Here is a 20,035-nt window from a genome sequence, read left to right as displayed (position 1 = left end):
GTCGGTTTCCTAAACCGTGCTTCCTACGGGGTACGTCACGGACACCTGCGCGCCCGGAGGCGGCTCGCTGCCCGGACACGGCGGACGGACAACCATCGTCAGCGGAAGACGTCAGCGAAGGTGTAGGCGAGAGCGAGTGCCTGCTCGTTTCCTGCCCCAGCGAATGCCGCGAGAAGATGGCGGAACGCCGCGATACCCTTGTCGTCATGCAAAACTAGCGGTCGGTGCTCGGCCAGGAGCCGGTGCAGGTAGGGCATGACCTCATCTCCGACTAGCGAATCGCCCGCGTAGGTCCCACCGATCGGAACGGCCTCTGCGATGGCCAGCAGCGCTCGCGGTTCGTCCAGCGGCGCGAGGAAGATCATCGTCTCAACTGCCTTGTGTATGGACTGCGGAATGTTGAATCTGGCACATGCCTGCAGGACCGGGAAAGCCAGCTCAGCAAAGACATCGAGGTCGCTATCGGCGCGTACCTGCCGAGCTTGCTTCTGGTCGAACGCTCCGCTCGCGAAGTAGATTTGTTGCGCGATCTCATGGGAGACCGTTGCGGCTCCTTTGAATTCGTCGAGTTGCGCCTCCGATAGCTCTGCCCCCGCTCGATGCGCACTCGGGTCACGCATCCAGCGAGACAGCGAGACCTCCACCGCGGTACCCAGGAGCCGGAACGCCGCCTCCTGCACGTCTCTGCTGTCGTGACGAAGATAGTCACGGCAGGACTGTGCGAATAGAGCGACGGCAGCCGAACGCGAAGCGGCATCGCGGCACCACCGTTCGACAACCCTCACAGCGAACGGCGTGCGCGCTACCAGCGCCAGGTACGTGAGCATCTCAGTCACTCCACGCGTCGCTTCGCTGCGAGCCTCGGGCAAATCGTCAGCTCCTTCCAGGAGCTGTTCGAGGACCGTGTCGACGGTCTGAGGTGCCCCGGGCGTGTCTGCAATGAGCGCGCCGACCAAGACTGTCTTCACTGCGAGGTTCTCCTCGGCGAGCAACAATTCACCGACGGCGGCAGCTCGATCGCCCGCGGTCTGGCGGGAATAGCTCGCCAGGACCGCCGTCGCTGCACGCATCCGTACGACAGGGTTGGGGTCGCGCATCCCCTCCAACACTCGCTCGACAATCGGCGGCCCGGCCTCGCTGTCGCGCCAGACCTGCCGATTGACAAGCGCCGCCAGGCCCCCAAAACCTGCATCTCGCATACCTGCACCCCAGACTGCGCTCATCCGAGAAACGACCCAGCGTCGGGACTCTCCACCGCAGCTACGAGGATCGCCAGGATCCGGTCGCCGAGCGGCGTGCCGGGAACCACACGCTGGTCGTGTGCCAGCACCTCTGCTGCCCTGACCCGCAGGAACTCGAGTTCGTTCGGCAGTGTTTCCGAAGCGCTAAACGCCGCGTCGGCATCCTCGAACGTCTCCAACAGCCGGCGCTCGGCTTGGGTCCGATTGTCAGAGCCGCTCGTGGCCAGGCGGATCTCTTCATCTAGCGCTCGAGCGGCGGCGACGACCTCGGTCTCCAGTTCGACACCTTGATCCGCGAGGTGGTCAAGTGGTGAGATCGGCCCAGACCACGAAGTCATCCGGTATGCGGGTTCTGCTTCTGGTGTGCCATTCGGGCCGAGTTCTTGCAGCCGAGCTAGGAGTTCGGGTGATGTGATCGCGTCTGGCCGCAAGCAACCAATGAGCGCGTCCTTCGTACGCTGTGCCGTGCCGTTGGCGTCGGCGACGGCGTGTGCATGCAGTACTGCCGCTTCCAGTTGACCTGCCAGTGCAGGCTCGTTCCTGGCGAGCGTCGTGAGAAGACCGGCAGCAGTTGCATGACTTTGTTGGTGGACGAGTAGGGCGCCAGACTGAAGTGCGGAAAGCAGGTTCTGGGCGAGGTGCAGCCTATTCTCGTCATTGGTCGTGAGAAGCGCATTCCAGGCGGCCGCGTTGTGCAGTCGGGTGACGAGCGTCGCGACGACGGGCTCCGCATCGGCTGGGGCTGTGCTCGCAAGTGCCGCCGACAGTGCGTTGGCGGCATGTTCGCCGACGTCTCGCGGGGTCAGCGAAAGGTCCTGGCCGTATCGCAGCCAGCCGACGGCGTCGCCAACCGCAAGCGGCCAGTCGCCGCGGGGTGGCTCCCCGGCATCGATCTCCGCGAGGTCGCAGAAGATTTCAGCCGCGACCCGCAGGTCGGCACTGCAGAGCCGGGCAAACTCCTGCCCCAATCGGTACGCGCCGTGCGCGGCCTGCTGGCGCCGCGACTCATTCATCCCCAGGAGGACGCTTCCACCGAGTTCGACCTGCTCATCACGGGTCTCGTTAAACGTCACGACCGTGGTCGCAATGCGCCTTGCTAGGTCGGCGTCGTGGGTCACGACCGGCACGACACAATCCGCCAGCCAGATGAGGACGGTGCCACCCCACTGTCGAAGCGCGGCGTCGTCAGCCAGCAGCCGGTCGACTGCCGCGCGTACTGGGGCGCTGATGCCGATCGCGTGGGGCAGTTGCCGGGCAGCAGCATCCGCTAGTACTTCCATGCGTTTCGGGCCGGTCCGGCAACCGTCGAGCAGGGCCGCGAGCGCGTGGCCGCGGTTGTCGGCGGCGGCTAGGGCCTCCTGCATGGGGGCCCGGGCCTGGAGTGCTCTGAGGAGATCGGCCGCGAGAGCCGCATCGACGTAGGACCCAGCGGCATTGTCGGCATAACGTCGTGCGAGCACGGCGAGGGGCACCACGGACGCCCCGGGGTCAGCCAGTACGGTCGGGGCTCGCACGGCGCCGACGAGTTGGCGAGCGAGCTCCTGCTCGGGCCAGAGGCGACCGGCCCTGTCCTGCCGGCCGGCTGCGGGGAAAAGTGCTGCAAGGTCGTCCGACGCCTGGATGAGCTTCAGCAGTCGCGCAGCCACGGCAAGCGAAGCGAGCACATGCGAGGAATCCGCGAGCGTGAGGCACATTGGCCAGAAGAGTCCGGCGCCGCGGTACTCCCACAACATGTCGACGAGGATCTCGAAGCTCGGGCCGGCGACAAGCGGAAGCGACGGATCTCCGTCGAGCACGGCCACCAGCCGCTTTGGGTCCTCAGGATCGAGTAGGACGAATAGGGTCGTGGCGTAGTCGAACAAGATGTTGTGAGAGAACGACAGGACGCGGCGCGCTGCCGGCAGTAGTCCAACGTCGGCGGTGAGCACGTTCTCGCTGAGCATCGCCTGCACTGCGCCGCTGTCTGCCGCCGTGACTACTGGCTCGGCCTCGACTAGCCGGAGAGTCCGCCTGGAGACCATGTCGCGGCTCAGTCGCGACAGCAGTGCCTCGCGTGCGGTGGTGTCCTCATTGCGCACTCTTCGCTGCCAGTACGCGTCGAGGAGGCCAACGCGGCTCCGTATGGCCAGCAAGTCGGACTGTTGGTCGGCGGGCAAGTTCTCAGTCAGCCTCGCAGCCAGCCTCAGGTTGAACGGGTTGCGTAGCAATGCTCGCAGTTCGGGCGGCGCCGCGGTCAGCAGCGACGCGAGGGCGAGTGGCGGAACGATTGCCTCCGCGAGTTCCTCGTCGCTGAGGTCGCCGATGAGCAGATGACGTACATCGGCGAGTTGGCCGTCCACATAGTTGGGTTCCGTACTGAGGGGGGCGCCGCCGAACGCCTCCCGGAGCTCGTAGTTGTTGCGTGCATCGAAGATTCGAGCGGTCGCTACGATCTGCCACCGAGACTCGTGCAGGTCGGCGACGACGCCGCTCAGAAACTCGCGGTCTTCCGCCCCACGGAGTGCGTCGACTCCATCGATCAGAAGGAGCCCAGGTGCCCCGGTCCACGCCCTGAACACCGTCACCAGTGGGCCGTCGAGCTGAACCCGATTGACGCCGGCAAGGTCGGCGGCTCGCAAAACTTCCACCTCTTGCGTCGCAGCCCGAGCCGAGACGAATTCTTGAGCAACTGCGGACTTCCCCGCACCAGCTGCGCCGACTATCAGCAGGCTGTCGTCCCCGGCGTATTCGGCCATCACCTGGCCGACAGACCGACGGATGAAGATGCCGCCGGAGACTGGCAGCGCGGCTTCACGTGCCATGTTCTCCCGGTTCGCCTCGGATATGTCGCGCAGCTTCGCGATGTCGCTGGCGTGGCGAGCGGGCGGAGACAAGTACAACCGATGGCGCGACAGGGCGATGCCGATGCTGGCCCGATCGCGCCAGTCTCGCCCGACCGAGGCGGCCTGGCCCTCGTCGACGAGCACCGACCATGCGGTTGCCGTATCGGCTCCGTCTGGCAACACGGTCGAGACTACGGCCATGGCCGTCGCGTTGTCCGGTTCCCCTGGGTTCGCGTCGATTGCGTTCACGCGCAGCGTACGAAGAAGCAGTCTCAACTCTTCGTCAGTCGGCGTGGCACCTGCCGTCACCTCCCAAAGCCGGCGGGCATGCGTCAGCACGACATCCAACGCCTTCGACTCCTGCTGCGTGAGCTCCGTACCAAACGGTGTACCGATCGGCTGGGATCCGGTTCGTGCCAGGGCTCTCGCCAGGTGGAGCCTGACTGTGGCCGGGGCCGACTTGTCGGTGCAGATCACGATTGCGTCGCGTTGTGGATCGAGACCACGGTTGGTCCCAGCCGCGGTCGGTAACTGTCCCTTCAGGTACTGCTCCACGGCCTGACCGAGTGCCTTGGCAAGTGGGCTGTCGTGACTGGCCCCGAGCTTCATCCCAGCCTTGGCCTGGAACAACGCGAAGTTGCCAGCGTCAGTCTGCACCGCGACGTCGTCAACGAGGAACGCCGTCTGCGCGCCTACCCGGATCACCACGCCAGCGACGATGTTCGCTGTTAGCAGCGGCTGCTCCGCGACCATCGCCGCGGCCGCCCAGCCGAACACGCGGTTCTGGAGACCCACGCCAGACGCTCCCGCGGCGCCTCCTGCGGAGGCAGACGACGTCACGGCGAACAAACGCCGCCAAGCGGCGCCGGACGTTCACGTCGGGTAATCACGGAAGAATCCTACGCAATAAGGACGACGAGACGCTGAAGGCGACCTCGGCGAGTGGTCGCGGAGTTCTGCCCAGACATGTGGACTGCCAGCGCGATCGCCACTTCTGGCCGTCTGGATCCCCCCGACGACGAGTCCTCCGGCCTACCTCATCTATAGATGAAGGCTCAACGATTCTCCATCCTCTCGAACCCACCAACACGGCGCCGCGCCCGCGAAACGAGACCAGCAGAACCGTCACACGTCTTGCATGCGAGGCGAGGTCGGGAATGCGGCAGAGCCAGATAGTGACCAAGGCGCTTGCCGACTTCGCTGCGTCCAAGTTCAGCGCCCAGGGCTGAGGCGAGCTTGGCGGGTGGCTCGATGTGCCTACAGCACGTGAGGTAGTCGTCGTTGCCGTGACCGTGCGGGCTTCAGTGATCGATCGTCGCGGTGTTGGACGGCTCACCAGACGTTGCTGGCGTCGAGACGCCGCTGTCGTGGATTTCGTGCAGGAGCCGATTGAGGCGACTGTGGTCGCGCTGATGGGCGTAGGCAGTGGATGGCGGCGACCCGAGAGGGTCGGGACTGGAGAGTTGATAGAGCTCGCGGTAGGCGGCGATGTGGTGGATGAGTTGGCGCTGCAGCTCGGTGTTCTCTGGCATCGAATCGGTGAGAGCGAGATACCACGGCTCGTTGGTTGCTGCGGCTTGTTCGGTGAGCCAGTCTGCGCGCTGGGCTACCTGCGACTCGATCTCCTTGAGGGCGGCCTTGTAGGCCGGATTGGAAACGTAGATGGAGGGCGTGAGGAGGCCAGCGATGAGGGTGGGTGGTGCCGTGCGCGTACGCCGTTCGGCTCGTGTGATGAGGCGTTCGATGCGGGTGTGGAGGACTGCGGCTAGGTCCTTGGCGTCGGCGAGGGAGGACTGCGTGACGGCCTTGTGGAGGGTTGTGGGGACGTTCAGGCCGAGGTGTTCGGCTCGGCGTAGGGCGGTGATGAGGGGGCCGAAGGCGGGGGAGGATTGGAGGGCTGCTTGGTCGATGCGGTCGAGGCCGCTGTTGGTGATGGCGGGGCGGTAGCGTTCGCGGGCGTCTAGTTGGCAGAGGTGTTCGTGGATGGGGACTAGGCGGTCGAGTCGGGTGGCGTTGTCGAGTTCTGTGCGCATGACCTCGTGGGCGGAGCGTTCGATGCCGTCTTGTTCGAGGACGCTCTCGAGGACGTCTTGCATGGTTTGGAGGAACTGGGGTTCGTGCAGCTCGGCGGTCGTTGTGTGGGTGGCGACGTACGCGCGGTTGCTGTGGCGGCCGCGGGTCATGCCGACGTATATGAGTGCTCGGGTGAGCCTGTCGGTGACGAGTAGGTGGGCGGTGTCGACGGTGGCGCCTTGGGCTCGGTGGGCGGTGGTGGCGTAGGCGAGTTCGACGGATTCGCGAACGTAGCTGCTGGGGAGGGTGACGGTTTGGAGGTCGTCGTTCTGGACGGTGAGGGAGCCGTCGTGCCAGCGGCGGATGACTGTCCAGCGGTTGCCGTTTTGGACGAAGCCGCGTTGGCCGATGCGGAGGCGGCGGTTGTTGAGGCGGGTGACGATGTGGTCGCCGAGGCCGACGTGGGTGCCGTCGTGGAGGCGGATGCCGTCTGGTTCGACTTCGCCGGTGGTGATTCGGTCGAGTCGGGCGCGGGCGTTGAGGCGGGCGACGGTGGCGTTGTCGGAAGCGATGAGGAGGCTGGTGCCGCCTGCTGTGGTGTCGGTTTGCCAGGCGAGGTAGGCGGCGTTCTCCATGTCTTCGAGTGATCCGTGTGAGAGCCGGTTGTGGTTGTCGTAGAGGTCGATGACGGGGAGTTGTCCGTCGCGGAGTTGCAGGCTGGCTTCGCGTTCCCAGTCGTTGCTGAAGCGCCAGACGTCGCTGAGTTCGGCCGCCTTCGTGTCGTGGGCGATGAGGCGGAAGGCGCCGCCGACGTCTGCGGCGCCGAGTTGGGCGTCGTCGCCGACGAGGAGTAGTTTGGCGCCGGCCTTGTCGGCTTCGCGGGCGAGGGTGGCGAGTTCCATGGTGCCTGCCATCGAGGCCTCGTCGACGATGACGAGTTGGTCGCGGCGGAGCCGCCATCTGTCGCGTTCGGCGTAGGCGCGGGCTAGCTCTGCGGTGATGCGCTGGTGTCGTCGGCGGCGGCCGGTTGTCTCGGCTGCCTGTGCTGCGCGTTCGAGTTCACTGATCCAGTGGTTGCGTTGGTCGGCCGCCACGCCGACGGCTTCGTAGATCCACTTGGCGACGTTGTCCGCAGGGAGCCCGAGAGTATCGGACAGCACGGTTGCGGCGGCGGATGAGGGAGCGAGGGCGATGATGGATCCGTCGCCGTGTTCTGCTTCCCAACTCGTTCTGAGAGCAGCGAGGAGGCTGGTTTTGCCGGTGCCGGCTGGTCCGATCAGGGCTTCGACGGTCTGACCACTCAGGGCGATTCGGTAGAGCGCTTGGATCTTGTCGTCGCTGAGGTTCAGAGCGCGTAGTTGGCGTGGAGGGATGGTCGGCCCGTCCAGCTTCGCGGTGAGCTCGAGGAGCAGGCTCTCGGCTCCAAGGATTGCCGGTGAGGTGTAGATCTCGCCGTTGTGGATCGTGAAGATGCTCTGACCGTCGGCACGATGTAGCGGTGAGGTGAAGGTGGCTGGCGGTGTGATGCTGATCGACTGGCGCTCGGCGTCTCGGACGATTGCCTCAAGCACCTGCAGGCGGTCCTCGGTGGTTGAGAGCCGTAGCAGGCGGCTTTGCCGGGCCGCCTCGGCGAGGAGGTTCCACCGCGTCCAGGTGGCTCGCTTGGTCTGCAGAGCGAGCACAGTCGTGGCGCCGTAGGCGTGGATGGTCTCGGCGCTGAGGTCGGCAGCTGTGAGCGGCCGGTCGGTGGTGTAGTCAAGGACCTTCTCGATGATGGCGGTCGCCTGGCCCTGGGTGACCCGCTCGGCGCGTTCACGCCAGGCGCGCATCAGATCGGCGAGCGGTTTGGCCGGGTGCTTTGCGGGCCGATTCATCAGGGTGGCCTGTTGTCGGAGAACGTACGTCTCGCGTCGGCTGGGATGGTGGATCTCGTCACCGCGGTCTGTCAGCAGGGTGGCGAGGTTCAACTCGATCTGTTCGGTTCGTGATGAGAACTCGCAGATCAGTTCGTCCGGGATTCCGTCGATCTCGAAGGCTGGGTTCCGGCGTTCGCCGCGTTCGAGCAGTTGCCAGCCGACACCGAGCCGCCGACTGAGGTTGTCGGCCAGCAGCGCGTTGTGCACTTCGGACATGGCCACGGTCGCGGCGTACAGGACCCTGCCGTCGATTGTGCGCCAGCGGCCGTCGTCGGCGCCCTGAACGCGGTTGGCGACAACGAGGTGGGTGTGGATTTGGGGATCGCCACTCCTGGTGTCCCAGTGATCGAAAGCAGTCGCGATGACGCCGCGAGCGTCGAGCTGTGCAACACCGTCTACTCCTGTGCGGGTGAACACCGCTTCCTCTTCGATCAGCCTCAAGACGTCGCGGATAGCCTCGTGGTGCGCGGCGGCGATCTGTTCCTGGACGCCGACGTCGGCGGTTGCCCACAGCGCCGATACTGACTTGACCGGGGAGAACGTCAGATCGTAGCCAGCAACTGCATACCTCGTCTTCTGGCGTGACACGGACTTGCGGATCTGGTCGATCGCCAGTTCGCGCTGGGCCGGTGGCATGGCTGGATCGAGTGCACGCACTTGCTCGGCGATGCGGTCGTTGGGGGTCTTATAGGTGCGGTACGGCCGGCCGAGCGTCGTACCTGTGATCGGGTCTTCTGCACGGCCGAAGAGTGCAGCCATCTGCTGCTCGGTGACCTCACTCCCGGGGACCAGTTGACCGTTGCCGAGTCCACTCAGCCCGCCACCTAGCCATCGCCCGGCCGGGTAGCCGGATGCTGTGTAGTACGCCGTGAGCGGAGTGGCCATGCGCCGATCCACGTCGCCGGCCGCAACGTGTTTGAGCAGATAGGTGTAGCCGTCGCCGGCGCTCAACCGGTGGATGCTCAGCACCCGTCGCCGCGATCCTCCGGCGACGTGCCGGCTCGATTGCTGCCCAGATTGCGTGCTTGAAGTACGGCGTTCTGACGGCGAAGCCGGACGATCTCTTGGTCGAGATCGATGAGCTCGGCAACGGTCGTCCGCACTGCTTCGACAACGACGAGTGGCGTGTTCTCGTCGAGTAGGCCAATCAGCAGATCCCGGATTGTCTGAGTGGGCGGCGCGGTGGGGGAGCCCTCCGCTGCGGACGCCTGGAGAGCCGATTTGAGCAGGCGCCAGTGGCGCAGACGGCAGCGATCCGAGCAGAACCGTTGGTCGGATCTGCGGGCGATGAAGAAGGCGGCGCAGTGCTCGCACGCTCGGTCGTTGACGCGCTCAGATCTGTACGAGGTGTGGTCCATAGACGCTCAACGCTGGGCTGGCAGCCAGATCGCATCCAATCGTTTCGGCGACGGAAACGCCTTGAATGCAAGAAGTGTGACCGGTTTGGGGTGCGCCGCCGCCGGCATCGGGCCGCGAAGCGCCGGCGCTGCCCGGAAGTCCTGGCGCGAAACGTTGAACCCATTGGAAGCGTTGAGCGCCATGGTCGCAGCCAGGTGCTGGCGCAGTTGTCCACAGATTCATCTGGATTCAGCGGGAACGGGCGCGTTGCGGCCCATCTTCTCTGTGACGAGAGGGAGCTCATGAAGAACAACTTCGAAGTACCTGGTCGCGTGGCAGCCCTGGTGATCCAGGCGGAGGCCATCGTCGGGGCGCTGGAGGTGAAGCAGGCTGGCGGTCGATGGGCGATGACGGCGTTCAGCCGGTTCCGAGCCCTCCAGTTGCTCGGCCTGCCGTATGAGCCGTTTGACGGGGACCTCGATGCTGACCCGGCCGAACTGTTCGACCTGGCGGCGATCGAGGTCGACCAGCTCGACGTGCCTATCGATTACCTGAGTTGGCGTCTCGCTCTGGGCGATGCCTTGAGGTCCGCTGCCACGGACATCCGGATGGTCCAGGATGCGCGCGACGTATGAGGACCTCCTGCGAGTCGCGCGGCGAGACGCAGTCGTTGCCTACAATCTGGCCGAGTCCGACGACACTGACCTGCTCGCCGGCTGGCAGGCGACGCTGACCGCCGCTCGTCATCACTTCCGCTGGCTCCGCCTCGAGCTATCCACGAAAGACCTCATCAGCACGGAGACCGTCGCAGCGGAGGGTCCACTCGCTGCGCTCGCGCGGTCGGTCGGCGCCGGAGGTGATCTCCTTGCCTCGCAGAACGGAAGCACGTGCAGCGCGTTGGACAACGAGAGGTCGCTCGCGGCGGCCCGATCGGAGCTCGCAGCGATCACGGGTCTGGCGGCCCGCGCGGCTCTCACGAGACTCATCGACGGGCAGCTGAACGGGGAGGAGACAAGCGATCGGCTGTTTCGGCACCTGGTCGAAGTGACTGCCGAGCTCGAATTCCTCCGGGTGCGAGGCACCGCGGACCTTGGGACCCTGCGAGGCCTGGCGACGACCCTGCCGCGCACCGACGCCGACCATCCGTCCCGGGTGGTCCTGTTGGCCGCGCGCTGGCAGTCGGCGCATGAGGCGACGACGCCCGGCGGTACGTTGACCCGGGATCTCCGGTCGACCACCGCCCAGTTGCGGACAGCGGTCGGATACGCGTTGCACCTGGCCGATCTGCTGAGCCAGAGCGCCGCCGCCACCCACGAGCTCCGCCAGCTCGTAGAGGCTCTGCGTACGGCGGATGTCGCCGCCGCACGCGTTGCACGAGGCTGGCGTACTCGCCTCTCGGATCTGAACGGCAGCAGCGAAGGCCCCGCCGAGGCGACGTTCGTCGAACTGCTCGGGGTGCTCCGGACGTGGTTGCGTGACGGAGAACATCTCAGGCAGTCACAGGACCTCATAGTTGACGGCCGAACCGCAGCAGTCGTTCGAGACGTTATCGACGAGCTGGTGCATTCGGCCGCGCGGGTAGCGAAGGTCCAGCAGGAGACTCTGACCTGGCTCGTCACGCAAGGGCACCTGTTCGTGCCACGTGTCGATTTGGCCAAGCGGGATCCTGAGTTCGACCTGCGTCCCGACCTTTGGCGTCTGAGGTATCCGCAGCCGGCTTGGGTGAGGACCAATCAATCCTCCTGCTTCGATCAGGTCACCGCGGACCTGGCGGAGGTCGCACACAGCCTTTCTGCCGCCGCGCAGGTGGCTCGGCGAATCGCCGGAACGACCGACCTGCGGCGCCCGTTCGGACCCGAGCGCGTCACCGCCCCGCCTGTAGCGAAGAGGTCCCCGTGGCGTTGGTCCCAGCAGGCATCGACGGACCTCATCCCGCAGATCTACCGAGATTCGGGCGGTCTCGAACGTTGAGCTTTCCCAGACTCAACTTGGAGGACCGATGGAACGGCCAAGAGTTACCCCCGAGAACCTGCGCGACGCGCTGCACTCGGAAATCCGCGAACACAGCTCAGGCATCGACTGGGTCCGATGGCTGGACGCCGCAGTGGCCTTGCGCAACTACAGCTTCCGGAACGTCGTACTGATCACGCTCCAGATGCCGTACGCCAGCCAGGTGGCCAGGTCCGACATCTGGAAGAAGTTCGGCCGATCGATCCCGAACAACCAACAGAACCGGGACATCCGGATCCTGGCGCCAGTCATCCAGCGCGGTACGGGCCAGGCGACCGGCCACGCGGAGCTCGAGCTTGACCGCGGCCGGTCGGCCCGTGGCGGCGGCCGCCTCGTCGGGTTTAAGGTCGGGTCGGTCTGGGACATTTCACAGACCGATGGTCCGCCGCTTCTGCCGCCGAGTGCGTCGGCAGCCGGTGCACCGGCGAGCGATCTCTGGCGAGCTCTCGCGCATGAGGTCCACTCGGCGGGATACACCCTCATCGAGGGCAACACTGGCCACCGGAGCCTCGATGGGTTCACGAACTACCAGACTCGGACCGTCGTCATCCGGAACGGGTTGGACGACGTCACCGCCGTCTCCCGCCTCGCGCATGAGGTCGCGCACCTGCGGATGCACGATCCGAAGGAGATCACATCGGCCGGGAGCATCATGTGCCGCGGGATCCGTGAGATCGAGGCGGAGTCCGTCGCCTACCTCCTGCTGGCTCATCACGGACTGTCGACAGGCGGCTCTCCCTTCCAGTACATCGCCAGCTGGGCGGCTGCGGTGAACAAGCGCGAACCCGAGAAGGTCATCGAGCGGACCGGTGCCCGTGTCGTGTCGGTCTCACGCCGCCTGATTACGTCAGTCGATCGCCGACTTCGACGCGCCGGGTTGAGCCGGCGCCCAGCCCTGGACGCGGCCGCCCTCGAGCAGGTCACAGCCCGCCACGATCCGATTGGGCGATCTCTCGGCGGTCCCGAGTGGTGATGGAGGGGACAGATGCCCAATTCGAGAGTTGCCGCGCTGCGACGGGCCCGGCAGCGCCAGGCACGGATCGAAGCGGCGACGGCGCGTGCGACGAAGGCAGAAGCCGCGCTGGACAGGGCGATGAGGGCCAGGACGCTTGCAGCTGAGCGTCACGATGAACGGGTTCGAGGCGCCGAGGAAGCATCGGCCGCAGAGGTCCGTGAACTTGTCCGCGTGTGCGGAACCGCTGATGCAGCGGCTGAGATCCTCGGCTGGACTGTGCGAGACGTCCGGAAGATCGTCAAGGCCGACCAGGAGCGAATGCCTGACGCGCCTGAGAGGCCGGTCGGCAGACGCGGGCCGCGTTCCGAACAGATGGCTTCCCTGTCAGACGGAGGAGGCAACGATGCAGACGCCGGAGACGATTGATCCACTCTGGGACATCGACCAGGTTTCTGCGTACCTGAAAGTGCCCAAGCGCACCCTCTACCGCTGGCGCACCCACAACTACGGCCCGCGGGGAATCCGCGTCGGACGACACGTGCGCTACCGGCGCAGCGTCGTAATCGAATGGCTCGACCTAATGGAGGAAGGCGATGACGACTAACGGCTGACCCCAGAGCATCCTCGACGAGCGCTGGCACACGCAGGCGATCCGCGAGCCTGCTCGGCGTACTGGATCGGTCGGCGTTCCAGTCGCCAGGTACGACGGCTGTTGTGCCGGTTGACCAGATCAGAGACAGTCGGCCTGCCGGAACCAGCCGAATGGTCGCCAGCATAGTTGGATCGCCAAGGTGACTGGTGTGGCGGGATGAACGCGGTCATCCGATTAGCACGTTCGCCCGTGGCCTGGGGTCAATGGTTCGGCGTGAAGTTGCAGGTTGTTGCAGTCCTGTAACGCCGTGCTGCTGGTTGGCGATGTACGGGTCGCTGGCCAGCTCGGTGACCCGCCTAGTCATCGGTGCTTGTCCTGGGCCGGCGTGAAGTGGGGAGTCGCCTGTGTTCGTTCTGGATCGTTCGCAGAGTGTCCGTGTGCAGAAGTTCCCGCGGATCGTCGCTGCCGTGATGGCGCTGGCGCTTTTGGTCACTGGGCTGGAGGGCCGGCAGCCTGCCCAGGCGGCCCCGGTGGCGGACCCGCAACCAGCCGCAGCGAAGGTCTCGTCGCGGCCAGACCTGGTGTCGGCGGTGGTGACGGCGCGGTCGCAGGGCTCCAAGGTCGAGGTCGAGTCGATGCGGTCGGAGACCTCGACGACGTGGGCGAACCCGGACGGCACGATGACCACCGAGGCGCACGCGGCGCCGATCCGGTTCAAGGCCGCGAACGGGACCTGGCAGCCGATCGACCTGACCCTGGAAAGGGGCACCGACGGGACGGTCGCGCCGCGGGGCCACAGGCTGGGCCTGCGGCTGGGCAAGCGCAACGCCGCGACCGGGGGCGTCTTCGCCTCGGCGGCGGCCGGTACGGGGCGCGGGGTGGAGTGGCTGGCGCCGTGGAGGCTGCCCGAGCCGACCATCGAGGGCACGAAGGCGACCTATGCCGAGGTGCAGCCGGGTGTCGATATGACGCTGGATGCGCGCAGGTCGGGGTTCGAGGCCGACTTCATCGTGAAGGAGCGCCCGGCGGCGGCGCCGGTGTGGCGGATTCCGCTGCGCACGACGGGCCTGACCGCGCGGACTGCGGCGGACGGGACGATCGAGTTCGTCGACGCCGAGAACGTGGTGCGGTCGCGGATCCCGGTGGCCTACATGTGGGACTCGGTCACTGATCCCGCGACGAAGGATCCGGTGAACAAGGCGGTCGTGAACGTCACGGTGGAGCAGGTGTCGGCGGGGCGGGCGACGCTGGTGGTCGCGCCGGACGCGGAATGGTTGCTGGATCCGGGCCGGGTGTTCCCGGTGACGGTCGACCCCACGTATGCGAACACGCCGGTGCTGTCGAGCTTCGACACGTTCGTGCAGTCCGGCTGGCCCAACGACTTGTCGACGACGGTGGATCTGCGGGTCGGGAAGAACGGGTCGACGACGGAGCGGTCGTTCCTGAACTTCCCGGGTGCGGTGTTCCAGGGCAAGGACGTGATCTCGGCGCAGCTGTCGATCATGCAGTGGGGCGCCACGACGTGCACCCCGACGCAGGTGAACCTGCATGCGGCGTTGCCGGCGTCGACGGCGACCCGGTGGACGAACCAGCCGGTCACGAGTTCCACGGTGTGGGGTTCGGTGTCGGCGGCGAAGGGCTTCACCGGGTGTGCGGCGGACCGGATCTACATCCCGATGACCGGGCTGGCGCAGTACTGGTCCGAGCAGACTGACGCCACCGTGGGTGTGGCGTTGAAGGCGGCGAATGAGGCGGACGCGAACGCGTGGAAGCGGTTCTATGCGTCTGAAGGCCCGGCGGTTCCGTACATTTCACTGACCTGGAACCGGCCCCCGAACGAGCCCGGAACCGTGGAGGTGGACGGGGCGGTTGCCTATGCGGCCGACGAGGAGTCCGAGTCGTCGATGTACTCGCCGACGCTGCGGCCGTGGGTGCAGACCAAGGCCACGGACCCGGACGGCAACACCGTCAAGTACATCTACGAGTTCCACACCGCCCCGGTCAACGAGACCAGCCTGAAGGGCACCTGCACGTCATCGGTGTATGCCTTCGGCACCCTGGCCGGCTGTAGCCCGGGCGCGGATCTGCCGGACAACACCCAGCTCTACATCCGCGCCAAGGCGAACGACGGCCGCGTCGACGGCCCATGGACGGGGTACTGGACGCGGCTGCGAACCGCCGCAGCGACTCCGGCCCAGCCAGTGGTGACGTGCCCGGCGCCGTATGACGTGAACAGCACCTGGTCGGACACCGAACCGGCCGCGGATGTGACGTGCACGATCACCGCGACCGGCACCGGCTACAACGCCCCCGGCTATCTGCGGATGTTCGTCGACGGCCAGCGCCCGGTCACCGAGCCCGGGACGCCGGAGGGGCAGGTCAAGATCACGCCCTCGAGCGACCCGGCGGTCGCGAAGTACGACGTGACGTTCAAGCACACCGAACCCGGCCTGCACACGATCGTGGTCCAGGCCGAATCACCGTCGGGCAAGTTCTCGTCGACCGCGACCTGGCGGCTCGGCTGGGGCAACGCCGCCCTGTCGTCGCCGGCCGCCGAGCCCCGGATCACGACCGCGGACACGATCCGGGTCACCGCGGCCGGCCCACCCAAAGGCACCGCGCCCACGGTGACCGCGAAAGTGCGGTGGCGGGTCTCGGGGTACGGCGGCGCCGACGACCTGGTCGGCTGGAACGAAGACCCCACCGAACTGCCCGTCACCGACAACGGCACCGGCGGCGTCACCGTGAACACGACCTGGGACACCAACAACGCCAAGACCGACAACTTCCTCGACTCCGACCCCGACACCGCCGGGGTGCAGCCCACCGAGCTGAACGAGCGGGTCCCGGTCAAGCTCGACATCCAGGTCTGTTTCACCTACAACGCGACCGTGCAGTGCACCTGGTCCGAAACCCCCGGCACCACTGTGCAGCGGCTGCCACACGCGTTCGGCAACGGCTTCCCCACCAGCGACGCAGGCCCCGGCCAGGTCGCGCTGTTCACCGGCGAGTTCAACGCCTCAGCCACCGACATCTCGGTCCCCGGCTACACCGGCGACCTGTCGATCTCCCGCTCCCACATGACCTACGAGACGCCGCGGACCCCGCTCTACAACGTATTCGGCGACGGCTGGAGCACCCAGTTCGACGGCGCCGACGCCGGTGCGGCGGGGATGCAGGTGATCGACTCCACCCGCCTGGACGGCACGCTGGTGTTGATGGACGGTGACGGCACCAGCCTGATCTACCAATCCCCCACCGGGCAGCGCCGCACCACCGCCGCGTTCGAGACCGGCGACTGGACTGCCGTCGACGAGGAGACCGAGCTGGACGCCGCGCGGCTGACGATCGCAGGGACTGGCATCAACACGGTGCTGTCGTACATCGAGGATGACGGCACCGTCACCACCTGGAAACTGCCGGCCGCGCCGGTCGCGAACGCGGTCGCCGAGTTCCGGCCGGACGGGATCTCCGAGCCCGGTGTGGCCGGCAAGACCAGTTTCTCCTACGACGGCACCGGCCGCGTCGTGCGGATCATCGCGCCCGCACCCCCGGGCGTCACCTGCGGCATCTACGACCCGGCGAACCCGTTGACCGGGATGAACCCGGGCTGCCGGGCGCTGCGGTTCGTCTACACCACCATCGGCGCCACCAAGGTCCGGATCAGCCAGGCCTGGCTGGACATCTACAACCCCGACAAGACCGGCGGGGCCGGGATGGACTCGATCCAGGTCGCCGCCTACACCTACGACACCGACGCGAGGCTCACGAAGGTCACCGACCCGCGCTCCAACCTGTCGACGGAGTACACCTACAACGCCGGCAACGACCTGACCTCCATCAAGCCCGCCGGACAGATCGCCTACCAGCTCAACTACGTCACCGTCGACGGCCGCGAAAAGCTCGAAACCGTCACCCGGGCCCGGCCCGCCGGTGACCCGGCCGGCGGCACCGCCACCCTCGGCAAGTACGTCTACGACATCCCGCTGTCCGGCGACGGCCTCCCCGACCTGACCGCCGGCTCGGTCGCACGCTGGAACCAGAAAACAACCCCCACCAGCGGCTACGCGGTCTTCGGCCCCGACCATGTGCTCACCGGGGCCCCCGGTGCAGGTGACTGGGAGTACGCCGACCTGCAGTACACCGACGCCGCCGGCTACACCGTCAACACCGCCACCTACGGCGCCGGGAACTGGCAATATACCGCCACCGACTACGACACCCAAGGCAACACGATCCGCGAACTCGACGAACGCGCGCTCCGCGCGGTCATCGACAACGCGATGCCCGCTGGTGCAACCGTGGACCAGCTCGCCTCGGTGACGGTCTACAACCTGGAGATCAAGAACGCCGCGGGCGACACCGTGCTCACCCCGGCCGGCACGCTGGTGACCGACACCTACGGCCCGGCCCGCTATGCCGCGCTGAAGAACGGCACCGTGGCCTGGGTGCGGCCGCACACGCACACCACCTACGACCATGGAGCCCCGAACGCCGGGATCAACCCTGACACGTCGCTGCCGTACCGGCTCGCCACCTCCGAAACCTCCTACGCCCACGACCCGGGCACAGGCACCGATCTCGAAACCACCAGCCAGACGCTGACCGACTACGGCCCGCCCGTGGCCGGCGATGCCGATGGCTGGGCGAAGAGCCAGCCCGGCAAGGCCATCACCGACGTCGACCTCGACGGCGCCAACAGCAGCGGCGACATCGTCAAGCTGACGCGCTACGACGCCGAGGGCCGCGTCATCGAGACCCGGCAACCGGCCTCGAACGGCGCCGACGCCGGCACCACCAAGACGGTCTATTACACGGCGGCCGCCAACGCGACCCACCCGGTCTGTGGTGCGAAGCCGCAGTGGGCGGGCCTGGTCTGCACGACCTACCCGGCCGCCGCGCCCACGGGCGGCACCCCGACGCTGCCGGCCACCACGACCACAGCGTTCAGCTACTTGCTCGCGCCCACGGCGGTCGAGGAGACCTCCGGCGCCGTCACCCGCACGACAACGACGACGTACCTGCCCGACGGCCGCACCGACTCGACCAAGACCACGGTCAACGGCCTCACCGGTTCGACCCCGAACACCGAGAAGGTCACCACCTACGACCCCGCCACCGGGCAGCCGACCGTGGTGACCGCGAAGAACGCCGACGGCACCACGGCCGGCACCATCACCACCGGCTACGACACCTGGGGCCGCCAAACCACTTACCAGCCCTCCGGCGAGACGGCGGCAACGACGGTCTACGACGCCGCCGGCCGCGCCAAGACCGTCACCGACGCGAACGGCTCCACCACCTACACCTACGACGGCACCGACGCCAACGGCCAGCAAGAACGCCGCGGCCTCGCGACCAAGGTCGACGTCACCACCGCCGGCACCGCCTGGACCTCGGTCGGCGGATACGACGCCGACGGCACCATGACCGTGCAGAAGCTGCCCGGCGGCGTCACGCAGCACAACGACACCGACAACGCCGGCGAACCCACTGGCCTGCGCTACACCGGCCAGGTCACCACACAGAACGAGGACGGATCCACCACCGTCGACCCGAACGGCGGCTGGCTGTCCTGGTCGATCGACAACGACGTCACCGGCCGCGTGGCCCGCGAGTGGACCCCCGACGGCGCCGCCTTCACCGGACCCGCCGGCAGCCCCCCAGGGGACGCGATTCCCTACGACCGCTCCTACGGCTACGACAACGCCGGGCGGCTCGTGACGGTCAAGGACCGCACCGCGTCGGCGACCGGTGTCGACATCACCGACCCCACTGCCACACCTTGTGTCACCCGCACCTACGGCTTCGACCGCAACGACAACCGCCTCACCAAAGCCACCGCCACCAGCGGGGGTGACGGAATCTGCACCACCACCGGCGCCACCACCGTCACCCGTGCGTTCGACACCGCCGACCGGCCAGTCACCGGCGCCAACGGCTCGGGGAGTTACGTCTACGACGCGCTCGGACGCACCACGACCCTGCCCGCCGCCGACGCACCCAACCCAGCCAACGGGAACATCACGCTGGCCTACTACGACAACGACCTCGCGCGGTCGATCGCGCAGGCCGGAACGACCACGACATTCACCCTCGACGCCGCCGACCGGCGGGCGGTCGAAACTATCACCAACGGCTCAGGCACCACCCAGAAGGTTCGCCACTACACCGACACGAGCGACAACCCGGCCTGGGTCACAGAAGGCACATCCTCCACCCGGTACGCCGAACTCATCGGCGGTGACCTCTCACTCACCGTCGACCAGACCGGCGCCGCCGACCTGACCCTGGCCAACAACCACGGCGACGTCGTGACCACCGTCGACCTGCCAACAGCCAGCGCTCCCGCCACCGCCATCGCCGGCTGGAACAGCTACGACGAATACGGCAACCCCATCACCGAAACCACCAGCACAGGGACCGTCTCCTACGGATGGCTCGGAGCCAAGCAACGGGCACGTACGGAGTCCGGCCTGATGCTCATGGGCGTACGTCTCTACAACCGCGCCACCGGCCTGTTCACCAGCACCGACCCAATCGCAGGCGGAAACGCGAATGCATACACATACCCGGCCGATCCGATCAACAGTTCAGACCTCGACGGCCAATGGAGGAAATGGAAGAGGCCGAAATGGTTGAACTGGAAGAACGCGGCCAAAGTAGCTACCGTCGCAGCGTTCGGTGCATGCATCGTCGTCTCGGCAGGAGCCTGCTTTGCTGCGGGCGTGGCGGTCGCCGCTATCAGCGCACGTGCGACGGCTGGCACATTCAAGAGTAAGAGGTTCGCATGGGAGTTCGCCAAGGGCGTGGGCTGGGCCGCTGCCGGCTACGGCGTGGGCCGGGGCATCAGCAAGATGTATGGCAGCCATGGCGTACGCTATGCGAAGCACATGCGCATCGGTAAGTGGCGCAAGCGTTGGCTGAGGTACGTACGTGGCCACCGTGGTCGACCACTGACTCCGCGACGGCCGATGGCCTACTTCCACCAGGGATACGCGGGAGCAGGCCTGATGGCATTCTCGCAGGTCGACTGGAAGTCGCGGCCCAAGCGACGCCGCAGTTACGGGGCCGACTGACGAGAGGGGTTGGACGATCGTGGGGTCCACGGTTCACAGGAACAAGACAAATCGCGTTGCCGGGGTTGT

Annotated in this window: 9 protein-coding genes; 5 read left to right on the top strand and 4 right to left on the bottom strand. The window is 66.8% G+C overall.

The window, feature by feature from the left end:
• Positions 1 to 98: 98 nt before the first annotated feature.
• From ACIBL3_RS39200 to ACIBL3_RS39185, 4 genes are all read right to left on the bottom strand, one after another.
• Positions 99 to 1,199: a hypothetical protein gene (locus ACIBL3_RS39200; RefSeq protein WP_396359031.1), complete on the bottom strand. Its 1,101-nt coding sequence runs from the start codon at positions 1,197 to 1,199 to the stop codon at positions 99 to 101.
• 20 nt (positions 1,200 to 1,219) lie between these two features.
• Positions 1,220 to 4,858 carry a hypothetical protein gene (locus ACIBL3_RS39195; protein WP_396359030.1) on the bottom strand — a complete coding sequence of 1,213 codons (3,639 nt, stop codon included), beginning with the start codon at positions 4,856 to 4,858 and terminating at the stop codon, positions 1,220 to 1,222.
• Positions 4,859 to 5,364: 506 nt separating this feature from the next.
• Complete coding sequence (gene mobF / locus ACIBL3_RS39190) at positions 5,365 to 8,961, bottom strand: MobF family relaxase (protein ID WP_396359029.1); 3,597 nt, start codon at positions 8,959 to 8,961, stop codon at positions 5,365 to 5,367.
• Positions 8,962 to 9,356: 395 nt separating this feature from the next.
• Entirely contained in the window at positions 9,357 to 9,533 is a 177-nt protein-coding gene (locus ACIBL3_RS39185) for a hypothetical protein (RefSeq protein WP_396359028.1), read from the bottom strand.
• A 12-nt stretch (positions 9,534 to 9,545) separates the two neighbouring features.
• Between ACIBL3_RS39185 and ACIBL3_RS39180 the strand changes: the two genes are divergently transcribed.
• The 5 genes from ACIBL3_RS39180 to ACIBL3_RS39160 all read left to right on the top strand — a co-directional run bounded on the left by ACIBL3_RS39180 (position 9,546) and on the right by ACIBL3_RS39160 (position 19,966).
• Entirely contained in the window at positions 9,546 to 9,965 is a 420-nt protein-coding gene (locus ACIBL3_RS39180) for a hypothetical protein (protein ID WP_396359027.1), read from the top strand.
• A complete protein-coding gene (locus ACIBL3_RS39175) occupies positions 9,949 to 11,301 on the top strand; it encodes a hypothetical protein (RefSeq protein ID WP_396359026.1) in 1,353 nt (450 codons plus the stop codon). Before ACIBL3_RS39180 ends, ACIBL3_RS39175 begins: the two co-directional genes overlap by 17 nt.
• A 28-nt stretch (positions 11,302 to 11,329) precedes the next feature.
• Complete coding sequence (locus ACIBL3_RS39170; RefSeq protein WP_396359025.1) at positions 11,330 to 12,313, top strand: hypothetical protein; 984 nt, start codon at positions 11,330 to 11,332, stop codon at positions 12,311 to 12,313.
• 385 nt (positions 12,314 to 12,698) lie between these two features.
• Positions 12,699 to 12,899 carry a helix-turn-helix transcriptional regulator gene (locus ACIBL3_RS39165; RefSeq protein ID WP_396359024.1) on the top strand — a complete coding sequence of 67 codons (201 nt, stop codon included), beginning with the start codon at positions 12,699 to 12,701 and terminating at the stop codon, positions 12,897 to 12,899.
• 425 nt (positions 12,900 to 13,324) lie between these two features.
• Positions 13,325 to 19,966, top strand: a complete 6,642-nt coding sequence (locus ACIBL3_RS39160) for an RHS repeat-associated core domain-containing protein (protein ID WP_396359023.1) — start codon at positions 13,325 to 13,327, stop codon at positions 19,964 to 19,966.
• Positions 19,967 to 20,035: the final 69 nt, after the last annotated feature.

This window comes from Kribbella sp. NPDC050124 (assembly GCF_044460355.1).
In the GTDB taxonomy this organism is placed as follows: domain Bacteria; phylum Actinomycetota; class Actinomycetes; order Propionibacteriales; family Kribbellaceae; genus Kribbella.
This window is presented reverse-complemented; position numbering and strand designations above follow the sequence as displayed.

Excerpts from the sequence above, each read along its gene's own strand:
- ACIBL3_RS39165 (WP_396359024.1), top strand. The coding sequence starts at position 12,699 with ATGCAGACGCCGGAGACGATTGATCCACTCTGGGACATCGACCAGGTT.
- ACIBL3_RS39175 (WP_396359026.1), top strand. The coding sequence starts at position 9,949 with ATGCGCGCGACGTATGAGGACCTCCTGCGAGTCGCGCGGCGAGACGCA.
- ACIBL3_RS39200 (WP_396359031.1), bottom strand. The coding sequence starts at position 1,199 with ATGCGAGATGCAGGTTTTGGGGGCCTGGCGGCGCTTGTCAATCGGCAG.
- ACIBL3_RS39170 (WP_396359025.1), top strand. The coding sequence starts at position 11,330 with ATGGAACGGCCAAGAGTTACCCCCGAGAACCTGCGCGACGCGCTGCAC.
- ACIBL3_RS39185 (WP_396359028.1), bottom strand. The coding sequence starts at position 9,533 with ATGGCGCTCAACGCTTCCAATGGGTTCAACGTTTCGCGCCAGGACTTC.